Origin of the sequence: Flavobacterium tagetis, assembly GCF_016735615.1 — a bacterium.
GTDB classification, from domain to species: Bacteria; Bacteroidota; Bacteroidia; order Flavobacteriales; family Flavobacteriaceae; genus Flavobacterium; species Flavobacterium tagetis.
Window position 1 is genome coordinate 98,885 of record NZ_JAERSF010000003.1, and the last position, 23,099, is coordinate 121,983.

Annotated in this window: 19 protein-coding genes and 1 other RNA gene; 15 read left to right on the forward strand and 5 right to left on the reverse strand. The window is 34.5% G+C overall.

Annotation, left to right across the window (positions count from 1 at the left end):
* Positions 1-52: 52 nt before the first annotated feature.
* The 9 genes from JI750_RS14570 to JI750_RS14610 all read left to right on the forward strand — a co-directional run bounded on the left by JI750_RS14570 (position 53) and on the right by JI750_RS14610 (position 11,145).
* The gene (locus JI750_RS14570) at positions 53-1,531 is read left to right on the forward strand and encodes an aminotransferase class V-fold PLP-dependent enzyme (RefSeq protein ID WP_202003343.1); all 1,479 of its coding nucleotides are present in this window, start codon (positions 53-55) and stop codon (positions 1,529-1,531) included.
* Between the two features lie 89 nt (positions 1,532-1,620).
* On the forward strand, positions 1,621-2,094 hold the full coding sequence (locus tag JI750_RS14575) for a cupin domain-containing protein (RefSeq protein ID WP_202003345.1): 474 nt from the start codon (positions 1,621-1,623) through the stop codon (positions 2,092-2,094).
* A gap of 454 nt (positions 2,095-2,548) precedes the next feature.
* On the forward strand, positions 2,549-3,769 hold the full coding sequence (locus JI750_RS14580) for a TolC family protein (protein ID WP_202003347.1): 1,221 nt from the start codon (positions 2,549-2,551) through the stop codon (positions 3,767-3,769).
* 11 nt (positions 3,770-3,780) lie between these two features.
* Positions 3,781-4,845, forward strand: a complete 1,065-nt coding sequence (locus JI750_RS14585) for an HlyD family secretion protein (RefSeq protein WP_202003349.1) — start codon at positions 3,781-3,783, stop codon at positions 4,843-4,845.
* 3 nt (positions 4,846-4,848) lie between these two features.
* Positions 4,849-6,417 (forward strand): efflux MFS transporter permease, encoded by a 1,569-nt coding sequence (locus tag JI750_RS14590; protein ID WP_202003351.1) that lies wholly within the window; start codon positions 4,849-4,851, stop codon positions 6,415-6,417.
* Between the two features lie 171 nt (positions 6,418-6,588).
* Positions 6,589-7,314 (forward strand): ion channel, encoded by a 726-nt coding sequence (locus JI750_RS14595; protein WP_202003353.1) that lies wholly within the window; start codon positions 6,589-6,591, stop codon positions 7,312-7,314.
* 132 nt (positions 7,315-7,446) lie between these two features.
* Complete coding sequence (locus JI750_RS14600; protein ID WP_202003355.1) at positions 7,447-8,538, forward strand: AI-2E family transporter; 1,092 nt, start codon at positions 7,447-7,449, stop codon at positions 8,536-8,538.
* Between the two features lie 162 nt (positions 8,539-8,700).
* Positions 8,701-9,921: a DUF763 domain-containing protein gene (locus JI750_RS14605; RefSeq protein ID WP_202003357.1), complete on the forward strand. Its 1,221-nt coding sequence runs from the start codon at positions 8,701-8,703 to the stop codon at positions 9,919-9,921.
* 45 nt (positions 9,922-9,966) lie between these two features.
* Entirely contained in the window at positions 9,967-11,145 is a 1,179-nt protein-coding gene (locus JI750_RS14610; RefSeq protein WP_202003360.1) for an MFS transporter, read from the forward strand.
* Between the two features lie 2 nt (positions 11,146-11,147).
* Here JI750_RS14610 and JI750_RS14615 read toward each other — a convergent pair whose 3' ends face one another.
* From JI750_RS14615 to JI750_RS14625, 3 genes are all read right to left on the reverse strand, one after another.
* The gene (locus tag JI750_RS14615; RefSeq protein WP_202003363.1) at positions 11,148-11,618 is read right to left on the reverse strand and encodes a hypothetical protein; all 471 of its coding nucleotides are present in this window, start codon (positions 11,616-11,618) and stop codon (positions 11,148-11,150) included.
* Between the two features lie 12 nt (positions 11,619-11,630).
* Positions 11,631-11,921, reverse strand: coding sequence for a hypothetical protein (locus tag JI750_RS14620; protein WP_202003366.1), 291 nt, complete (start codon positions 11,919-11,921; stop codon positions 11,631-11,633).
* A gap of 206 nt (positions 11,922-12,127) precedes the next feature.
* On the reverse strand, positions 12,128-12,694 hold the full coding sequence (locus tag JI750_RS14625; RefSeq protein ID WP_202003369.1) for a helix-turn-helix domain-containing protein: 567 nt from the start codon (positions 12,692-12,694) through the stop codon (positions 12,128-12,130).
* Positions 12,695-12,804: 110 nt separating this feature from the next.
* Between JI750_RS14625 and JI750_RS14630 the strand changes: the two genes are divergently transcribed.
* The 6 genes from JI750_RS14630 (at position 12,805) to JI750_RS14655 (ending at position 21,163) form a co-directional block, all read left to right on the forward strand.
* On the forward strand, positions 12,805-13,461 hold the full coding sequence (locus JI750_RS14630) for an HAD hydrolase-like protein (protein WP_202003372.1): 657 nt from the start codon (positions 12,805-12,807) through the stop codon (positions 13,459-13,461).
* Positions 13,462-13,475: 14 nt separating this feature from the next.
* A complete protein-coding gene (locus tag JI750_RS14635; RefSeq protein ID WP_202003375.1) occupies positions 13,476-16,271 on the forward strand; it encodes a TonB-dependent receptor in 2,796 nt (931 codons plus the stop codon).
* Positions 16,272-16,327: 56 nt separating this feature from the next.
* Positions 16,328-17,842 (forward strand): alkaline phosphatase D family protein, encoded by a 1,515-nt coding sequence (locus JI750_RS14640; RefSeq protein ID WP_202003377.1) that lies wholly within the window; start codon positions 16,328-16,330, stop codon positions 17,840-17,842.
* Positions 17,835-18,920 carry a zinc-binding dehydrogenase gene (locus JI750_RS14645; protein WP_202003380.1) on the forward strand — a complete coding sequence of 362 codons (1,086 nt, stop codon included), beginning with the start codon at positions 17,835-17,837 and terminating at the stop codon, positions 18,918-18,920. The genes JI750_RS14640 and JI750_RS14645 overlap by 8 nt, the downstream gene beginning before the upstream one ends.
* A gap of 2 nt (positions 18,921-18,922) precedes the next feature.
* On the forward strand, positions 18,923-20,128 hold the full coding sequence (locus JI750_RS14650) for an MFS transporter (RefSeq protein WP_202003384.1): 1,206 nt from the start codon (positions 18,923-18,925) through the stop codon (positions 20,126-20,128).
* 183 nt (positions 20,129-20,311) lie between these two features.
* The gene (locus JI750_RS14655) at positions 20,312-21,163 is read left to right on the forward strand and encodes a hypothetical protein (RefSeq protein WP_202003387.1); all 852 of its coding nucleotides are present in this window, start codon (positions 20,312-20,314) and stop codon (positions 21,161-21,163) included.
* 122 nt (positions 21,164-21,285) lie between these two features.
* Here JI750_RS14655 and ssrA read toward each other — a convergent pair.
* Together ssrA and JI750_RS14665 are read right to left on the reverse strand one after the other, a co-directional pair.
* Positions 21,286-21,683: a transfer-messenger RNA gene (gene ssrA, locus JI750_RS14660) on the reverse strand.
* Between the two features lie 154 nt (positions 21,684-21,837).
* Positions 21,838-23,040, reverse strand: coding sequence for a serine hydrolase domain-containing protein (locus tag JI750_RS14665; protein WP_202003390.1), 1,203 nt, complete (start codon positions 23,038-23,040; stop codon positions 21,838-21,840).
* Positions 23,041-23,099 lie beyond the last annotated feature (59 nt).

Below are 23,099 nucleotides of genomic sequence, written 5' to 3' on the forward strand. Positions count from 1 at the left end.
CAAAAGAAGAAAAAGTAATAATACAATTTAGTTAATTTAAAATGGTAAGGATATGAATGCTATTGAGTCAACAACAAAACCAACAGAATCTGAGTGTTACTTCTCTAAGTTTAGAGAAAATACAGTAGGAATTGATCATATTTTCGAATCGGTTTATGGAGAACAAAATCTAGTTTACGCAGACTGGGTTGCCAGCGGAAGATTATACGCCCCGATTGAAGATATAATGCTCAATAAAATTGGTCCAATGATAGCCAATACACATTCATTTTCGAGTCAGACGGGAAAAACGTCTACTTATGCTTATCAGTATGCGAGAGAAATCATTAAAAATTCGGTTAATGCCAAAGAATCAGATGTTTTGGTAACAACGGGAAGCGGAATGACGGCTGCATTATCGAAACTGCAACGCATTATGGGAGTGAGAAAAAATTACGAATCTGAAATAGATAAACCAGTGGTTTTTATTACTCATATGGAACATCATTCCAATCAAGTTCCGTGGTATGAAATTAATGCAGATGTTGTGATTCTCTCCCCTGATGAAAATAATTTGGTCGACCCAAAAGTTCTTTCAGAAGAAATAAAAAAATATGCTGACAGAAGTTTAAAAATTGGCTCGTTTACAGCTTGTTCGAATGTTACGGGAATTATTACGCCATATCACGAATTAGCCAAAATTATGCATCAAAATGGTGGACTTTGTTTTGTAGATTTTGCTGCTTCAGCGCCGTATGTCAAAATCGATATGCACCCAAATGATCCAGAAGAACAACTAGATGCAATTTTCTTTTCTCCGCATAAATTTTTAGGAGGACCAGGAACGTGCGGTATTTTGGTTTTCGATGAAAAATTATACCAATCTGATTTTCCTGATAATCCGGGCGGCGGAAATGTAAAATGGACAAATCCGCTAGGAAAATATTGTTATAGTGATGTGATAGAAGTTAGGGAAGATGGTGGAACTCCAGGATTTCTGCAGGTTATTAGAACGGCATTGGCTTTAGAATTAAAAGAGCAAATGGGAGTTGAGAATATCAAAAAGAGAGAAAAAGAACTGCTTGATCTTTGTTTTTCTAGACTTCAAAAAATAAAAGGATTATCTATTTTAGGAGATTTAACAACAGAGAGAATTGGCTGTGTTTCTTTTATAATCGAAGATATTCACTACAATTTGATCGTGAGACTTTTAAATGACCGTTTCGGAATTCAGGTTCGTGGAGGCTGGTCGTGTGCGAGTACTTATGCGCATTATTTGTTCAATATCAACGAAAAGAAATCGACTGAAATTACAAATGAATTATTACAGCGAAATCAGACCAATAAGCCAGGTTGGGTTCGCTTATCATTGCATCCAATTACGACCAATGAAGAGCTTTTTTATATCTGTGATGCGATTGAAAAAATAGCTACGAATTATAAAAAATGGAAGAAAGATTACGAATATAATGCGGTTTCAAACGAATTTGAAAATCCGAAGATTAAAGATAACATCGAAAGAGATGTAAAAGAATGGTTTGAGTTAAGTTAGTTTTTAACCCGACAGAATTTATCCTAAACTTAGGAATTGTCGGGTTTAAAAAAAAGTTATTTGACTGAAATAAAAAAAAAGAATATAGTATGAAAACAATTCCGAGAAGAATCGTAACAGGTTTACGAAACGGAAAATCAATTATAGAAAAAGATGAGGTTGTAACGAATGTTTCAGAACATTTTCCAGGTTTGATTATTTCTGATATCTGGTCTACACATTCGACTCCTGCAAAATTTGAAGAAAAAGTTATTGAGAATACTGCTTTTCCAAATACGCCAAAAAACGGAAGTTATTTTCGTTACGTACAGATTCCGACCGATAAAGATTTGGGAGTGATAGCCTTAGAAGGAGAACCGCATCCGCTGATGCATCAGACCGATACTTTAGATTACATTATCATTATTTCTGGTGAAATTTATTTGATTGTAGACGAAGAAGAAACTTTACTGCAAGCTGGAGATATTGTAATTCAGCGCGGAACTAACCACGCGTGGAGCAACCGATCCGACTCGCCCTGTATTCAACTGGCGATTTTATTGGACGCCGCAAAAGCAGAATAATATAAATTACACGCCGATAACTACATTTTGATTTATTTGTAAAATTGCAATGATCTATTTGATTGTTGCAATTTTTTTATGGCTTAAAACAGGGCTGGAATTTCTTAAAATTGTTCCATTTTATAAAATGAAACAATTTTGATTGTTTATAGTATAAAGTATTGAATAAGAATTGTTTAAATTTATACGAAAATCATAATGTTGGAATAGCAGAATCCAAATTAACCATCGTAATTTTTCCGCCTAGCTAAAATTTAATTCTCTCGAAAGTTCTGCTAATGTTGATTGCAAATTTCCCAAAAGTGCAAAATTAAATCAATATCATCTCATGAGCTATTGGCGGTTTAAAGTTTTTCGTTTAAAGCATTTAGCTCTTTTTTTATTGAGCTGCAGTCTCAATGTAAGTTTTGCGCAGCAGGATGCGATCAGTCTGGCGTCTGCAAAAAAAATAAGATTGGATGAAGCCATTTTATTAGGCATTAAAAATAACCGTCAATTAAAATTGGCCAATGCAGATTTGGCTATTGCGAATGAAAATGTCAGTCAGGCCAAAATTGCAAAAGCGCCAAGAATAAGCTTAAATGGTGGCTATAATTATATTGGTGATCCCAAAATCTATGAAGGATTTTATGCTAGAAATGTTACCGTAGATTATTACGATCATCAAGGTTTTGCCAATATTGTTTCTTCACTCCCAATTTATGCTGGAAATGCCATTAATACCAGAATTAATCAGCAGGAATTAATCAGTGAGATGCAGGAATCTGCTGTGAAAATGACAGAAGCCGATGTCAAGAATGCGATTACAGAGCAATATTTTACACTTGAGAAATTATACCGTCAGATTGAGGTCACGAAACAGAATATTATCAATACCGATATCCGAATAAATCAGTTAAAATCGCGTGTAAAAAATGGTCAGAATCTTACGAGTGATCTTTTGAGAACCGAATTGCAGCAATCTAATTTTAAAGTTTCGGTTTTTAGAAGTACCAATACTATTCAGCTTATTAGCAATTATTTGGACATTTTAATCGGTTTTCCAACCAATACGATTCTGAAACCAGAAGTGACAGAAAGCATGATTCCGACAGAAAATATGAATCTACAGCAAAGTTTGGAAGAGGCTTTTCAGAATAGAGAGGAAATAAAACGGGCGGGAATAAGAATCAAGTTATCGGAATCGTCATTGAGTTTGACCAAAAGCGGATTTAAACCCAACTTAAATGCAAATATTATTCTGAATACCGAATATCCGGCGCAATGGCCCAATTATGTCAATATTCTCAATTATTGGGCGGCGGGACTTTCTTTGAATTGGGATATTTCGAGTTTTTATAATTTGAAACATCGCATTAGCGGCGATAAACTGGAAATTGATAAAAGTAATATTGCCCTAGAAGTGACCAAAGACCAAATTACTACCGAAGTTAAAAATGCTTATGTGAGATATGCAGAAAGCAAAGAAAATATCAAAACCTACAAAAAAGATGTAGAGTTGTCGATGAGCAATTATAAAATTGTGAAAAGCCGTTATGACAACGATTTTGCTTTAATCAGCGAGATTGTTGATGCAGAATTACAGCTGAACAACTCTAGAATTTCACTTGTAAACGCCAATTTAGATTTAATCATTCAATATTACTCACTTCAATATGCAATGGGCAAACTTTAATACATCTTGTTATGAGCGAAGCAGATACACAAAACGGAGCGGTTCAGAAAAATGAAAAAAGAAGAAACACAATTCTAACGGTATTGTCATTTGTTTTTTTGATTGCGGGCGGTTTGTGGATTTTAAGTTTATTCTTTGATTTCAGTTCTTATGAAACCACCAATAATGCCCAAGTTGAAGCTTACATCAATAATGTCGTGGCACGTGCTACGGGACATATTAAAGAAATACGTTTCGAAGCCAATCAGAAGGTTCAGAAAGGAGATACATTGGTTGTTTTAGACGATTCAGAATATATTATTAAAGTCAAGCAGGCCGAAGCAGATTTGGCTATAGCCGAAGGAAATTTGCATTCGTTGCAGCAAAATATTACGACTTCTATTTCTAATCAGGCTTCGGGAAAAGAGAAATTGGCTGGGGATTTGGCGAGTTTAGACAAAGCGCAAAAAGACTATCAGCGTTTCAAAAATATGTATGCCGATTCGGCCGTAACGCGAAATCAGTACGATCAGGTTATTTCCAAATTAAAATCGGAAGAAGCGTATGTAAAGGCGGGCAGAAAAGGTTTGGACGCGAGCAGTTCGATTACCAAACAGAGTTCTATTAATCTTGAAGCTGCCACGGCGACGGTTGCCAGAAAGAAAGCAGATCTGGATGCGGCAAAACTTCAATTGTCATATACAGTCATTATGGCTCCAACCAGTGGTTTTGTGGGCGAACGAAATTTGTCTATTGGCGAATTAATCAATGCTAACCAAACCATTGCGACAATTGTGCTAACTGAAAAATTATGGATTTCGGCCAATTTTAAAGAAACGCAAATAGAGAAAATAAAACAGGGACAAGAAGTAACCATTACGATTGATGCCTTGGATGGAAAAGAGTTTAAAGGAAAAGTAGTTGGTTTTTCTCCTGCCACGGGAGCCAAATTCTCAATGGTAGAACCCGATAATTCAACTGGAAATTTTGTAAAAATCACACAGCGTATTCCTGTTAGAATTGAATTTGAAACTCCCACAAAAGAGCTTCAGGAAGTAAGACCTGGAATGAATGTAACAGTTGATGTAAAAAAATAAAAGATGTTTGCAGGAAAAAAAGGAAGCGTTTTTACACTGACAGGATTGTACATCCTGACGATTCCTTTTTTTAACGGACTCAATGTTACGACTTATGATAATTCGCAGATATTAGGACATTTTGGTCCCTCTACAACCGCTTTTAGCTATGCGGTTTACGTTCCCATTTTTGTTATGCTAGCTTTTCTGCCTTTAGGTTTGAAATTAGGAAAACAAATCAAGGTTAGAACCATGATTTTATCGGTTTCATTTTTATCCTTAATCTTCAATACTGCTTCATTGTTTGCACCAACAATTGCTTGGTTTGTTTTATGCCGTTCTCTTTTGGCAATGGTTTCGGTTATAGGAATATTTGCTTCGATGGTGCCTATTTTATTAAAATACAATCCTGCTTTAAATATGGCTTTGCTGTACGGAATTTTTCAGTTTATCCAGAAAGGAAGCCAGCATTTGTATCAATATTTGGGAGCGCATTTTGTAAGTTTTCATAATTGGACGTTTGGAATTTATTTCCTGAATGTCAATTTTTTGATCTGCATTCTTTTGGCTTGGTATTTTTATAAAGCCGATGTGGCACCCATGAAAACCAAATTCCAATTTGATTGGCGAGGTTGGATCATCCTGATTTTATTTTTTACGATTATTCTTTTTTTATGTGCCGAAGGACAAACTAGAAATTGGTTCAGCGATCCTAAAATAACGCTGGCTTTTACAGTTTTATTTATTGTGGCAGGAATCTATCTGCTTCATGTTCGTTTTACGGAAGAACCTTTAATTAATCCCGATGTTTACAAATTTAAGAATGTGATTCCAGGCGCATTTTTGATGTTTTATATCGGATTAATAAATGGAACGGGAAGCGTCGTAACAGGATATATGACTAATATTTTAGGTTTTGATTCTGTTTTGGGAGCAGTAACGCATCTTTCGCTTTTAATTGGATTGTGCATCTCGATTCCGCTTTCGACTTATCTTTTATACAAACGCATTTATCTGGCTACGATTTGGGTAATTGGTTTTGCCTGCTACGGAATGTATCATATTATACTTTTTTTCAGATTTTATCCCGGAATCGATGCGTTTGATTTTTATCTGCCTTTAATTTTTAAAGGGTTAGGAATGGGGTTTCTTTTCCCTGTTTCACTCTTATATATTTCAGAAGGAATTCCTCCGTTTTTGAGCACGTCTCGCATGATGACGGGAATTATTGCTCAGGCTGTTTTTGCTTCTTTACTTGGAGGGGCTGTTTTAGGAACTTTTATTTCGAACATGAATGTACAGCATAAAACAGGTCTGAGTCAGCAATTGAGTCCGCTAAACAAACAGGCCGAACAACAGCTGGAAAACTCAAAAAGGCAATTTTTATTCATGGGATTATCAGATGCCGAAGCGCAGAAAAAAGCAGAGAAAAGCCTTTCCAATCAAACTTCTCAAGCTTCTATGTTATTGGCTTACAAAGATATTTATCTCGTAATGTCGGCAGTTTGTTTTCTTCCAATTTTTGTAATACTGATTTTCAAACTTTGGCGAAGACCAATTGGAAGAGTAGAAGTAGAGCCGATACCGATTTGAGGGTGAAGAGTAAAGAAGCAAGAAGCAAGAAGCAAGAATATAGAATATAGAATATAGAATATAGAATATAGAATTTGTCCTTAGGCTTTGATATTGGAATTTAGAATTTAGTTTTTTGGAATCTTAGGCTTCGGGATTGGAATTTGGAATTTAATATTTAGAATTTATATTATGATAGTTAAAAAAAGCCGTTTTTTATATCGCTTTTGGACACAAGAAAGCGGACTGAGTGGTATGCTGATACTTCTGTTTATCATGCACTTTATTATCATTCCGTTTTTTGGTGGTTATACGCGTTTTATGGCTGCGGTAAATATATTTTGGATGCTATTTCTCTTTGCCGGAATTATTGCATTATCCAAACATAAAAAGCAAGCTGTTCTGATCTCGATAATTCCCTTTTTGTTTATTATAACACAATGGATTAATTATTTTGAACATAATATTTTCATCCTCGTTGCCGATTTAATTCTCTCGGTTGCGATTATGCTGCTTTTGATCACTTTGGTTTTAATAAAGGTTTTAGAACCTGGTCCTGTAACAACTTATCGCATTGTAGGGTCAATTGTTGTGTACATGCTTTTGGTTCACTTTTGGTCTACGCTTTATTTATTTCTTTTCCAGCATATTGAAGGCTCTTTTCAAATAACCGAATCTAAATTTTCGAGTAATAGCGATCTAGCTAGTTTTATGTATTTCAGTTATGTCTGTATCACTTCTACGGGCTTTGGTGAGATTGTGCCTCTCCATCCTTTGGCTAGATCTTTAGTCCAAATCGAAGTGCTTACGGGCGTTTTATATCCCGTAATCTTAATTGGAAGACTGGTTTCAGATGCCAATTTTGCGACTAATAAGACTGGGAAGAATCAAGATTATAGAAGAAAGAGTAAAGATTAGAGAAGAAAGAGGCAAGAAGCAAGATTAAAGAAGTTAGAGTAGAGATTTATAGAGAGAATTCATTTACTATTAACAATTCACAATTCACAATTTACAACTCACAATTACCATTCACCATTAAAAACAATAACCATGAAAACAACCAATTCGACTAAAAAGAAAGAACTCTTTGATACTATTTTGCAGTTATTTTTTATTTTTCTCCTTGTGGGATTCTGTCTTAAGTTGCTGCTGCCTTTTTTTATGCCTATTCTTTGGGCTGTAATATTGTCTGTTGTGTTTTATCCTTTGTTTAATTCGCTGCAGCGAATATTAAAAGGACGTAAAGCACTGGCATCGGTTGTTATTACTATCTTGCTTATTGCTATTATGGTGGTGCCTCTTATTTATTTTCTTAAAGCGGCAAGCGGTAATTTTATAGAACTGAAAAACAGTTTTGAAGCAGGAACATTAAAAATTACTCCGCCAGGAGCTTCTATAAAAGAGTGGCCGATAATTGGTAAACCGCTTTATGAGTTTTTACTTTCTTTATCAACAGATTTGGAACAAAGTGTTGTAAAGTACCAAGATCAGATACGAGAATTGTCGTCTAAAATTATGGCCAGTATTTTGAGTTCTGGTGCTGCATTTCTTCAGTTTATATTGTCAGTAATTATTGCAGGAGTTTTATTAGTATCGCCAGGTGGTAAAACTTTCTTTATGAAATTTCTTAGAAAAATTGCAGGAAGTGAAGCCGAAGAAATTATGACCATTTCGGTTTCAACTATTTACCAAGTGGTTAAAGGTATTTTGGGCGTTGCCGTTATTCAGACCATTATTCAGGCAATTGGATTGTTTTGGGCCGATATTCCATACGCCGGAATTTTGACGTTGATCTGTCTGATATTTTCTATTCTACAGATCGGACCAATTATAATTAATATTGGCGTTATTATTTACCTTTTTTCAACAGGAGATTCTGGTTATGCTATTTTTTGGACGGTGTTTTTCATTATCAGCGGATTATCAGATAATGTTCTAAAACCATTATTGCTAGGAAAAGGCGCTCTTGTACCCATGCTCGTGATTTTTTTAGGTGTGATAGGCGGATTCATCATGTCAGGTTTTATAGGATTATTTGTTGGACCAATTGTGTTTTCAATAGGTTACAAACTCTTTGTTGCTTGGCTGGATGATAATTCAGAACCCATTGAAGAACCTGCCGAAGATATTGAGATTAGTTAATTGTGAAATGTAAGAGGTGAGAAGTGAAATCTGTTACGCAAGTAGTTTTTACATCTCACAATTCACATTTCACACCTTAAACTTTTTACACTTGAATTAACAATTAACAATTTATAATTCACAATTAAATAAAGTATTTTTGCAGGATTATAATTCTAGCAAATGAAACGTTCCGGTACAGCAGATCTTCCTTTACATTATGGACATGTTCCATTATGGCTTGCTGAACGAATGTCTAAACTTGGTTTTGCGATTGTAGAAACCATTGCGATGGAATTTTCGACTGCCGAAGTTATAAGTAAATTAAGTAATCCGTTTTGGTTTCAGAGTTTTGGAGCCGTAATGGGTATGGATTGGCATTCGTCTGGAATTACAACTTCGGTGCTTGGAGCATTAAAAAAATCGGTTAATCCGCATTCAAAAGAACTCGGAATTTATATCTGCGGAGGAAAAGGAAAATATTCTATGGCAACGCCGCAGGAACTTTTATTTGTGGGCGAAAAAACAGGTCTCGACGGAATTAATCTTGCCAGCTGTAGCAGACTTACCGCCAAAGTAGACAATACCGCCATTCAAGACGGATTTCAATTGTATCAGCATAATTTTATTGTTGATAATAAAGGACATTGGGCCGTTATTCAGCAAGGAATGAATCCGAATTCTCGAACAGCCAGAAGATATCATTGGCATTCGCAAGATTTAAAGTCTTTTATAAACGAACCTCACACTTTTATTTATGGCGAAAATCAAGGCGCAATTTTAAATCTTACTGCCAATGCCGCTACAAAATCTCGAGAAGGTATTTTAGAATTGGTAAAAGAATCACCAGTTAAAATCATAAAAGAAATGCAGCATCTTTCTATGCCCGCGCATCATGATGTGAGAATGGAAGATGTCAATATGAAAAGACTGGGCGCAATGCTTTGGACTACCCATGAAAACAAACCAGAAGATTTTGAAGAATTACTGCTTTTAAAAGGAATGGGACCAAGAGCTTTGCAGTCTTTAGCATTGGTAAGCGAAATAATTTACGGAACTCCAACACGATTTGAAGATCCAGCACGTTTTTCATTTGCTCATGGCGGAAAAGACGGACATCCGTTTCCTGTTCCCGTTAAAATCTATGATGAAACTATTGATACGCTTCAAAGAGCTATAAATCGTGCTAAAATCGGAAATAGCGATAAATTGAGTGCTATTCAGAAACTATCTGAGATTTCGCGGAAAGCAGAAGAAAGTTTTACACCAAACTCCAATTTCGATGCTTTAATTCAGAGAGAAAGAGAGGAATCGCATAAATACGGAGGAAGAACCGTTTTTGGCGATGCGAAACCTCCTAAAAAGAAACCTATAAACCCAAACAATCAGCTGGAATTATTTTAAAAATTATAATTTTCTATCAGCCTTTAGTTATATAAAAATCCAATAATGTCACAAAACGAAAAATCAATTTATACCTTACAATTCATTTTACTTTGCTTGAGTTCTTTATTATTTTCATCAAGTTTTAATATGATGATACCAGAGCTTCCAAATTACTTAAGCAGTCTTGGAGGAGCAGAATACAAAGGACTTATCATATCATTATTTACATTAACAGCTGCAATTTCCCGTCCGTTTAGTGGAAAACTTACAGACAAATGGGGACGTGTCCCTGTTATGGCAATAGGTTCTTCGGTTTGTGTGGTATGCGGATTTTTGTATCCTATTTTAAGTTCTGTTTCAGGATTCTTGCTTTTGCGTTTAGTTCATGGTTTTTCGACAGGATTTAAACCTACGTCAACATCAGCTTATGTCGCAGATATTATTCCGCAACACAGATGGGGCGAAGCACTCGGAATGCACGGATTATGTTTTAGTATTGGCGGAGCAATGGGACCAGCATTAGGCAGTATGATTGTGAATGCTTATGGAATGAATGCAATGTTTTACAGTTCGTCTTTTTTAGCTTTTTTATCGATTATTATTGTTTTTAATATGAAAGAAACGCTGGCGACAAAAGAGAAATTGAACAAATCTATGTTTTATATTGGACGAAATGATATTGTAGATAGAAATGTGTTCCCAGCAGGAATTATCACTTTTCTTTCGTACACCGCATTCGGACTTATTTTAACTTTAATTCCAGATTGGAGTGAACATTTAGGCGCAACGAATAAAGGATTGTTTTTTACAGCTTTTACAGTAGCTTCGGTTATGGTTCGTTTTGGCGCAGGAAAAGTTTCCGATAGGCATGGAAGACCAAAAGTAATCATGGCTGGATTAATCATAACTTCAATCGCTCTTTTTGTAATAAGTGCAGGACGAGATATCAATATGTTACTAGTCGGTGCCGGAATTTACGGAGTTGGTACCGGTATTTTATCACCAGCGATTAGTGCATGGACTATTGATATGAGTAATCCTGAACATAGAGGAAAAGCGGTTGCAACTATGTATATCTCAATGGAACTCGGAATTGGTTCTGGCGCTCTTTTAGGAGGAACTTATTATAACGATCAAATCAACCGTATACCGCAAATTATCAGATTCGACATACTCGTGTTAGTTCTAGGAATTGTGTATCTTACGTATTGGGCGAGAAATAAAAGGAGAATTAAAGCGTAATTCTAATGCTTATTTTTTTGAATGTTTAACTGCACTTTAAAATTGCCGTAATACGGATTGTCAGCCATTAAAGAATGCCCAATTACCAAAATATGATTTCCTTTTTGTTTGAGTGGAATTTGCATGTCCATTCCAAAAGGGCCGTCTGAGGTTTTATCAGGAAAAATAATTTGATTAAAACGAATGTTTCCTTTTCCTGCATCTGGAATTATTTGGGCGTTTAATTCGCCCAAATCTTCATTTTTAAATTGAACATATACTTTTGAATTGAGAGAATCTAAATGGCCTTCCGCTAAAAAAACATTTGCTTCATTCTTAAAATTCATAGCAATAGTGTCGCCAATTTGTTTATTCTCCTGCTTTTTTTCTTTTTGAGCAACGGGCGCTGGTGATTCAGCAGAAGCTTCTTTATTTTCCTTCTGCTGACATGAAAAAAAGAAAATTGAAATTAGAAGTAAAGACAAATTTTTCATAACAGTATTTTTTTAGCTTCGCATTTCAAAACTCCCAGGTTCTTCTTCATTCTCATCGTATTCGCCTACTGGTTTTTCATTTAAATCTTCTTCTTCCTCCCAGTCATTTTCATCATACTCTGAATGAAAATCATATTCAAGATTATCTTCCAATTCTCCAAGCTCTAGATTGTAATGGTTAGAAGCGGTCAGTCTATTGGTATAGTCGCCGTCTAGATAATCATCATAATTTAATAATAGCTGTTCCTCATAAGAATTCATTTCAAATCCAAACTCTTCTGACATGTAATTTTCTGATCTCATATAAATAACTTTTTAATGAATGAATAATCATATCTAATTTTCTAATTAGATTATTCTAAAATTACAGCCTTGGGACGCTAGCTGTCTTATATAATTTTCTTGCAGTATTGTCAAATTTTCATTTAATATGATATTAAGTTATAAAAAAAATGGAAGGAATTAAAATTTCCTGCCATTTTAAAGTAATGAATTGATTTGTTCAAGATTTAATTATCAAAGAAATAAACAATGAGCATCTTACATGGTTTAGAACTTTTGTTTAAAGGCACGTGTTTTAATCTTCCGTCAAAAAACAGAGAATCGCCTTCTTTTAAAGTATACGTTTCGTTTGCAATTAAATAATCTACTTCGCCAGATAAAATATATTTGTATTCATAGGCATCAGTAGTAACTTGATCTCTATAGCTGTTTGGCTCCAATGTCAGAAATACAATATCAACCGTTGAATTTTTTATGGTGCGTGTTAAAAAGCGCTCGTATAAAAATCCGCTTGAACCTTCTTTTTGAAACTGATCATAATCGTCTTTTCTCTTCACAATTACCAATTCTTCATCTTGGCTGATATCTTTAAAAAATTCGCTGAGGTTAATCTGTAAGGCAGTCACTATACTTAAAAGAACGGTTAGCGACGGAATACTTCTTCCGTTCTCAATCTGCGAAATCATTCCTTTTGTGACCCCGCTTAAATCGGCAAGTTCCTGTAACGTAAAGCCTTTCTCGGTTCTATATTGTTTGATGCGTTTGCTAATCTCTAAAATTACAACTCCTTCCATGTTTAGTATAAGTATACAAAGTTTATTTTAATTAAACATTATTTTACCTTTTGTTTACATATAGTAAACAAAGGTATAGTAATATTGCACTGTAAAAATAAACAAAAAATATGGAATTAATTGTATTTGATATGGCTGGTACTACAGTCCAAGACGAAAATAAAGTTGGCTTAACATTACAGACTGCTTTAAAAGAATTTGGTTATGAATTTTCTATCGAAGAAATCAATGTTGTAATGGGATATGAGAAACCAGTTGCCATTTCGATTTTAATAAATGACGAAAATGTAGATGCATCTTTAATAAATAAAATTCACCAATCGTTTGTAGAGAAAATGATTGCGTACTACAAACAAAGCAACGAAGTTCAAGCCACGCCAAACGCCTATGAAACCATTCAGTATTTAAGAAATAATGGAATTAAAGTAGCTTTTGATACCGGATTTTCTAGACCCATTGCCGATGCGATTTTCGAAAAATTAAATTGGAAACAAGGAGTTGATTTTGATTTCAGCATTACGTCAGACGAAGTAGAACACGGACGCCCTTATCCAGATATGATTTTTAAAGCGATGGAACATTTTAATATTTCTGATTCTTCTTTGGTTGGAAAAGTAGGCGATACAATGTCTGATCTTCAGCAGGGAGAAAATGCAAAATGCGGACTTGTGGTTGGAGTTACAACGGGCGCTTACAGCAGAGAAGAACTTCAAAATCACTATCACAATTATATTATTGATAACCTTTCAGAGTTAAAAAACATTTAATTTTTTAATAAATCATGAAAACATTCCTGTATGTTGTTATTGCATTGATCTTTAGCTCTTCTTACGCGCAAGAAGTTAAAGGTAAAATTAGTGCTGAATCTGGACCATTATATCCGGCTTCCATTTTGATTGTAGAAAAATCAAAAACGATAACCAATGACCGTAATGGTAATTTCTCTATAAAATTAGAACCTGGAGTGTACCATTTAGAAATTTCGAGCGAAAATTATGTTGCAAAACATATTTCGGTAACGGTTTCCAATAAAAATGTTGATTTAGGAAATGTAATAATAGGACAGGAAGAAAAGTTAGATGAGGTTGTTTTAGAATATTACACCAGCGGAGAGAAAAAGGCAATAGAAATGCGACAGAAATCTAACGCGATTATGGATGTAGTAAGCGCAGATGCAATGGGCAAGATGCCAGATATAAGTGCAGCAGAAGCAGTTCAGCGAATTCCTGGTGTGAGTATAGACCGAGATCAGGGAGAAGGAAGATATGTTACCGTAAGAGGTACGCCGTCTCAATGGAGTTCGGCAACCATTAATGGTGATCGTATGCCAGCAGCAAAAACTTCGGGAGATTTGTTAGGAAATCGTACCGTTCCGATGGATTTATTGCCGACAGAATTTCTGGAATATATTCAGGTAATTAAAGCGATTACTCCAGAATATGAAGGTGATGCAATTGGAGGAACAATCAATTATATTCCGAAATTTTCTCCTAAAAAAGAAACACTTCGTATTACGGGAAGTATTCCAGTTAATCTTCGCGCTGACGATAAAGTAGGTTTCAACAGTACAGTTTTGTACGGAAATCGATTGTTTAATAAAAAGTTTGGTTTTTTAGTAATGTCCAATTACAATCGTCGTACTTATTCTACAGATGATTACGAAGTGGTTTACGGAAATGAATTGCATAACGTAAACACGCTTGATGTGCGAAATTATCAAGGTGTGAGAACCAATACGGGATTTAATGCTGCGACAGATTTTCGTTTCAACAAAAGAAATAAAATCTATGCAAGAGGATATTATAGTCAGTTTTTGGATGAAGAAGACAACAGAAAAACGATGCATTATTTTAATAAAACAACGAGTAATGCGGTTTTAAGATGGAGTACAGTAGATTATTTATTTAAGAATTACGGAGGTGAATTTGGATACGAAAGCAAATTGACTGACAAATTGAAAATGAATGCAAAAGTAGCCTCATATACATCATGGGCAGGTTACAACGGGCCTTCGTCTGCAACTAAAAACGATCGTGGTTATTATTACGGAAACTGGATTCAAACTGTAAAATATGATAATCTGGTTAAAGTTGATGGTAAAGATTATAAATTCCTTCAAGGTGACGGACCAGCGGGTTATGTTGGTGATCCAGCAAATAACATTCAGCCGCATTTTGCTACGGCTTATAATCCAGAAAAATACTATTTAGATAGGTATGTAACTTCGATTCGTAATGTGGAAGAAAAAGATAAAGTTGCCGCTTTAGATTTTGATTATGATGCCAATGAAGATTTAAAAATCAAATTTGGAGGAAAATTTAGAGATAAAAGAAGCACTTACGACTATCGTTACATTACTTGGATTTACGATACAAAAGCACCAAAAGCGTATTTAAATCAGTGGGAAAGAGAACCTTTTCCGACGAATAATTGGTTTCCTGAGCTCAACAATACTTACGATAATCTGAAATTCAATTATCCGACAGAACGTTCTTTTATTGACCCGATGGGAAATCCTGCGATTGCAAAAAACTTAAAATACAATTATCAGGATGCTACAAACTCAAGTTATGCGACAGGTAATTATGATGCAACCGAAAAAGTTTGGGCAGGTTATGCATCTGGTGAATGGGATATAAACGAAGATTTCCGCTTGGTTGGAGGTATTCGCTACGAAAATACAGCGGTAGATGCCAAAAGTTATGAGTTTAATGACATTACAAAAGTCGTTACGCCAGTTTACGGAACTAAAAATTACGGAGCCTTTTTGCCAATGGCGCATTTAATTTACAAACCGTCTAAAAAGTTAGATTTAAGAGCGGCTGTAACCAGAACTTTTGCCCGTCCGGCTTTTAACGAATTAAGTCCGAGCACGAGAGTAAATCCAGATAATCATACTGTGGTAGAAGGAAATGTGGATTTAAAACCTACTTTTTCTTGGAACTACGATGTAATAGGAAGTTATTATTTAAACAAAAGTGATTATATAACAGGAAGTGCATTTTATAAAGATTTGTCAGATCTGATTTATACACAATCACATGATGAAATTAGAACTGTCGGCGGTGAAACGTTCTTATACAAAGTCTCAAAACCATTAAATTCTGATAATGCTTTTTTATACGGATTTGAAGTTGGTTTTAATAAAAAGTTCTCTGAACTGCCTGGGTTTTTGAGCTGTTTTAGTTTAAAAGGAAATTATACTTTTACCAAATCTGAAACGACATTGGAAGGAAGAGGAAATGAAAAAATAGGATTAATGAACCAGTCGCCAAATATTTTCAATGCATCGCTTATTTACGAATACAAAGGATTTGCGGCGAGATTAGCAGCCAATTATCGTGAAGCATTTTTAGTGGAGATTCGCGATAATCCGGGAGCCGACAGATATCAGGATAAAGATTTTCATTTGGATATGAATCTTTCTTACACGACGCCAAAGAATATTACTTTTTTCATTGACTTGAATAATCTTAATAATCAGGAATTACGCTACTATCATGGAGTAGTTTCAAGACCAGAACAAGTGGAGTATTACGGATTAAGAGGTCGAGTAGGGGCAAGTTATAGATTTTAATATTCAATAACATACAGATAACATTCAAACAGTAATATTGCCTATTTTATATTAAGATGAACAGAAGACGTTTTGTAAAACAATCAATGCTGGGGATGATGCCGTTGCTTTTTCCTTCATCATTTTTATCGCTGCTAAAATCCAATGAAAATAAATATTTTATTCATGGAATAGCTTCGGGAGATCCAACAGAAAATGCAATTATAATTTGGACACATATCAATACTTATTCGATTGGAGATTGCAAAATAGAATGGCAGGTTTCGACCGATAAAAATTTCGCAAGAGAAGTAAAAAAAGATTTTGTGACTACTTCTCAAGCAAAAGATTTCACGGTTAAAGTTGATGTTTCTGGCCTTAAAAAAAATCAGACTTATTATTACAGATTTATTTATGACAATGTTATTTCTGATGTTGGAGTATGTAAAACTCTTCCAGATTCAGCTGTAAAACCTTTGCAGATTGCGGTAATCAGCTGTAATAATTACGAGGATGGTTATTTTACTTCTTTTCGTCATATTGCAGATAATCCAGATATCGATTATGTTTTTCACTTAGGTGATTACATTTACGAATACGGAACGGGAGAATATTGCAATAAAGTTTTCTTGGAACAAAGCAACAGAAAAAATGATCCGTTGCATGAACTCGTTTCGCTAGGAGATTACAGAAAAAGATATGCTCTTTATCGTAAAGATAAAGAGCTTCAAAAAGCGCATCAGCATAAACCTTTCATCTGTATTTGGGATGATCACGAATTGGCTAACAATGCCTATAAAGACGGCGCCAAAAATCATCAGAGCGATGAAGGAAAATGGACAGAAAGAAGCGCGGCAGCAATGCAGGCTTATTTTGAATGGATGCCAGTAAGAGCGAAATCGGCTGAAGAAATGATTCGTTCCATAAAAATTGGAAACGATGCCAATTTTATTTTTCTGGAAGAAAGATTAGATGGAAGAGATAAACAGCTTTTAAGCAATGATCTAGGAAAACAAAGTCCAGACCGTAAAATGATTTCGTACAAACAGTTTAAATATTTATCTGACGAATTAAAAAATAGCAATGCACGTTGGAATTTTCTGGTCAATCAGGTTATGTTTACGGGCTATAAAAGCAAAAAAGAAGAATCGGTTAAAGAAGAAGATTGGTGGACAGGTTATCCATATCAACGAAATAGACTAATTGAAGTTTTCCAAGGATTAAAAAATCCGCCCATTATTTTGACAGGAGATCATCATCAAAGCCATGTTTTAGAATTATATGCGAAAGATGAGTTTTCAAAAGAAAATTTTGCAGGATGGGAGTTTTTAACGCCTTCGATAACTTCAAAAAATGACGATCGCCTTTCTGAAGAAAAGATCATCAAGAAAAGTGAAATGCTTTATAAATTAAATCCGCATATGGTGTACAATAACATCGCGGCTCATGGATATTTTATTTTGAATGTAGCTCAGAAAGAAATAAAAATAGATTACAAATTCAACAAAGATATTCTGCTGCCTAATAGTGGAGAAAGAAACGGACCTCAATTTAAAATTGATAATTTAAACAACTTAACAAAAAATGTGTAATTCTTGCGTAATGCTGTTTGATGACAGAGAAAGAAGTATTCTTCCTGAATTTACGGCACTTCCTGAGCTTAAAAAGGGAGAAATTTTAGTAAAAAACAAATACGCAACCTTATGCGGAAGTGATTTGCACACTTTTACAGGAAGACGAAAAGAACCATCGCCAATAGTTTTAGGTCATGAAATTGTGGGAGAAATTAGAGAAATGGCTTCCAATGAACCTTTTTACGATTTAAATGGAAATGTCTTAAAGTTAGGAGACATCATTACTTGGACGATTTTTGCCGCGCCAAATGAAGATGAATTTGTAAAAGATAAAATGCCACAAAAATCGGCTAGTCTTTTTAAGTATGGACATGTGAAATTTACTGAAGAGGAAAAATTTAACGGCGGATTAGGAACGCATTGCGTGCTAAAAAAAGGTACAGGAATTTTGAAACTGCCTTCATCTATAAACCAAAAATTTGCTCCAATAATCAATTGTGCCGGAGCAACTGCAATGGCTGCTTTTCGATTAATCGATAAAATTGAAAACAAAAACGTATTGATTCTTGGTGCCGGAGTTTTAGGTTTAATTGCAGCATCAATCGCAGATCAGAAAAAAGCGGCTTCGGTTACCATTCTGGATATTGATGATGAAAGACTCACAAAAAGTAAAGATTTTGGTGCAAAATATATTTATAATGCACAATCGCCAATTGCTGAACTAGAAAATATTACTTCCCAATTTTATAAAAAAGGTTTTGATGTTATAATAGATATGAGCGGTTCTGTTGAAGCTATAAAAACAGGATTGAACTTTAGCGCAATAGGGGCACAGCACATTTGGATTGGAGCTGTAACGCCAACAGAAGATATTGCGATAAATCCCGAAATGATGATCAGAAAATTATTGAGCATAAAAGGAATGCACAATTACAATTTTGAAGACTTTGTAAATGCCGTTTCTTTTTTTGAAGATCATTTTGAAGATTATCCTTTTCAAACTTTCATCGAAAAAGAATTTGAACTTAAAGAAACCAAAGAAGCATTTGAATATGCTATAAAACATAAGCCTTTCAGGGTTTTAATCAATATTTAAAAATGAGAACAATCTCAAAAAAATATCAAATGCTTTTTTTAACCATGTTTTGCTACCTGTTTTTCTATACAGGCAGACACAACTTCGGATGGGCAACAAAAGCAATGAGAGAAGATCTCGGAATTTCGTATACTTTTATTGGCTGGATTAGTTTTGCCATGCTGATTGGTTATTCAATTGGACAGTTTATTAACGGAAATCTGGCCGATCGCTTTAGTCCAAAATATTTGGTTCCGCTTGGAGCTTACCTTTCAATCGCTTGTAATTTAGGAATAAGCTTTACGCATTCGCCATACATGATTTTAATTTTATGGTTTTTAAATGGCTATTTTCAATCGATGGCCTGGGCGCCAGGCGGAAGAATTATTGCCAACTGGTTTTCTAGCGAAGAAAGAAACAAAGCATTCGGAATGTATACCATGGCGGCAGGATTTTCGTCTGCTGTAACTTTTGCGATTTCTATCTACATTACTTCGCTGCATTTAGAATGGCGAATGCTTTTTAGAATTCCCGTTTTATTGCTTTTAGTTTCAGCTACTGTTTTTCTGATATTCATAAAACCTTCGCCAGTTGCCGTAGAGAAAAAGTCCGGAGGATTTAATTTTGCTGAAATCAAGAAAAGCTACAGCGATGTTTTAGGAAATAAGAGGTTTAGAATTGTCTGTCTTGCGTTCGGTTTAGAAAGTATGGCACGCTACGGATTAATATTTTGGATTCCCGTACACTTTTTAGGAAACGATTGGCAGAAAGATCCTTCCTTAATTTGGGTAACATTCTTGTTGCCACTTGGCATGGCATTAGGCGCTTTTTCTTTTGGACAGCTTTCGACGTATTATTTTAAAAGTAATTATCGCTCCATTTTTTTCGGGATGCTTATTTGTTCGTGTCTTTCATTTCTGCTGTTTTTTACGCACAATGCAAATTTACTTGTAATAAGTCTGTTGCTTATAACCTGCGGGTTTTTTGTATACGGCCCTCAAGCAAACTTTTGGGCACTTTGTCCAGAAATTATGGGAACCGAAAGAACTGGAACTTCTATCGGAATAATGAATATGTGCGGTTATTTATTTGCCGCTTTGGGCGAACCGCTCCTCGGATTCATAATTGAAAAAACGGGAGAAACTAAATTCCTGTTTGCAATAATTGCTTTAATCTGCCTTCTTTCTTCACTGATTATTTATACCGTACAAGGAAAAAAGAAACTTTAAAATATTGTGTTTATGTTTTGATAATTTTTGTCAGGTGAATTTTTTGCTTGGCAGAAATTATCTTTTTTATGGGAAAAGAGAGCTAAGTTTTTATTACGTTTCTATTTGGACTTAGATACTTTTAGGGGGGAGTTACTTTTTTTTGATTTTGTTATATTTGTTAACTAACTATTATCTTTAAATATGATTGATTTTTTACTAAAGCATATTAATCCACAATACGTAATAATTGGTGGTGCACTTTTAACAGTATTCGGTAGTTATTTGGCATCAGAAAAAGCAGATAAGGAATCTGCTGAGAATGGACAAAAAGTTAGCTTGATTAAAGACTTAACTGTACAAATTAATAAATTATCAGTTATAAATAAAGATTTAGGAGAATTGAATATTGATTATTCTAAGAAAGCTGCTAGTGAACTAGATGAAAATAAAACTAGAGTTAAATTAATTGGATTGCTTTCGAGAGAAACAAAAAAACTAGCTGAAATTAATAATGTCTTTGCCAAACAAAATATTGAGTATTCAAAAAATAATGAATTTTTTGTAAAACAATTACAAGAAAAAACAGATGAACTTAATCGACAAGTAACAGGTGGCGATAGTTATCCTTATTTTGACGTAGCTTTCAATAGAGGCGATAATAAGATTTTGCTAAATGTCTATAATAATGGTGACGTAAAATTAGAGAATGTAAATATGGAAATACGGGACAATGTAAAAAGGAATTATCTCCTTTCTCTTGAAAAGGTAAATTTAGTGGAGATTAATAGTGAGAAATATTCAAAGTTTTTCGAAGTTTTATATCCTAATAATTCTACTAACGAATTTGATTTTAATCTTGACGGAAAATTTGATAATATAGAGTTAGGTATTGATTTTAAATTTGGTAACAGACATATTATTCAATATATTTTTGTTTATAATTATAAAAATTTAAACACTCGACTTGGGGAAGTGAAAATTGAAGAAAAGGGTAAAACTATTCTTCATTATACATATGGAGCGGATTTTGTACGACATTATTTGGTGAAGTAAAAAAATCCTAGTTTTTTGATGTGTTTCTAGACTTAGAAAAGAGTTGCCTCTATTTAATAAATGGCAATAAAAATGATAATTAACAAACAAAAAGCCTGTAAACAAATAGTTTACAGGCTTTTTTGTGGAGTCGCCGGGAATCGAACCCGGGTCCAAACAAGCAACTAAAGAGCTTTCTACACGCTTATTTCCTGATTGAATTTTCGATGTTGAGCTAGGCCAGAAACAACCACCCAACACTTATCTTCTTAATTTTCGAAATCCACCCGAAGCTCATGGAAATCTAGGTTTATTTTTACGGTTCCCCTGAACGGAACGCCACAAACCAAGGCTTTCCAGGAGAATCCAGCTTCTCTACCTTGTAGAGACGTGGCGCAATCTTACTATGATTCGGATTATGCAGCTAAAGCGTAATTATTTTCGCCGTGTAAAAGTTCGAGATCTTATATTTACGAGCAAGGTCTCAATGCTCGACGTGCTTACTGTTCAATTCGACTTGCTGTCAAAACCAGTCGACCCCAAAAAATAAGTCTGCAAATTTAGAGTATTTGAAATTACTTTCTGCTAAAATTTTAAAAAAAAGTCATAAAGTCCAAAGTTGAAAGTCCAAAGTCAGCATTGGCAACTGTTTTTAAGACTTTTGACTTTTGACTTTCGGCTTTACGACTATAATTTTACTCTTCGTCTTTAAAATTAAAAGGATAATCTCCAAAGATAGGAGCTAGTTTACGAACCGCATAAGTGTTTCTTGTCATCTTATTAGATAGCGCGATAATCGTAACACCTTCTTTCATTAAAGTAATGTAAGATGAGGTATTTCCGTGCCACCAGCCGTTATGGAAATAGAAATTTTGTCCTGTTTCCCAATTAATCATTCTAATTCCAAGGCCATAATTTTTAGTTCCTTTACGTTCATTGCTGTAACCAGTATAAACTTGTTTCAACAATTCAGGTTTTAAGAAATCAGGAGATTGTCTTGCGCGATCAAATTTTAAAAGATCTCTCGCTGTCGAAAAAATATTTTTGTCGCCATAGACATTGTCCAAATAATCAAAACCAATTTCTACACCATTTCCTTTATAAGAAGGAACGATTTTTTTTCTGTCTTTATCATCATCAAAAACATAAGTGTTTTTCATTCCAAGAGGTTTAAAGATCATTTCAGACATTGCTTCTTTATAACTTAAACCTGTAATTTTTTCAATAATAAGCGCCAGCATTGCATAATTGGTATTGCAATAGCTAAAACGAGTTCCAGTTCTAGATTCCAAACCAATATTTTTTGTTGCTAAAATATCCAAAATGTCTTTATTGGTCAATTGGTTATGTCTATCCCAAATTGATTTATCGCGGTCCGTGAAGTAAGCATAGTTGCGCATTCCTGTACGGTGATCCAATAACATTCTGATCGTGCATTCTTCGTATGGGAAAGTTTTTAGAATCGTATTTACTTTTTGGTCTAAGTCAATTTTGCCTGCATTGGCCAATTTTAAAACCGCTGTTGCAGTTAGTACTTTACTCACTGAAGCAATTTGCACAGGTGTTTCAGGAGTTATTTCCGTTCCTTCATTTTTATTGGCAAAACCATTATATTTTTCAAATAAAATCTGCCCATTTTTGGCCACTAAGAAGCTTCCATTCATGGTATTATTAGGCCAATTTTTGTTGTAAAAGTGATTTATTCTGCCAACAACCGAGTTTTTATAAGCCTGCGAAACTTTTGGTTCAGCTCCTAACGGCTTCATTTTAGGTAATGTATCTTCGACTGTTTGAGTTGTATCTGTTGCTGTTGTTTTGTTTTGACCACATGAACTTAAAACAAGCATTGAAAAAAGTAATTGTGGTATCTTTGTCTTTTTAAGGAAAATCATTTGCATCGTTCTTTAAAAACAAATATATCGAATTCAATTTTGTTGTATTCTTGGTTCTGAGGCTT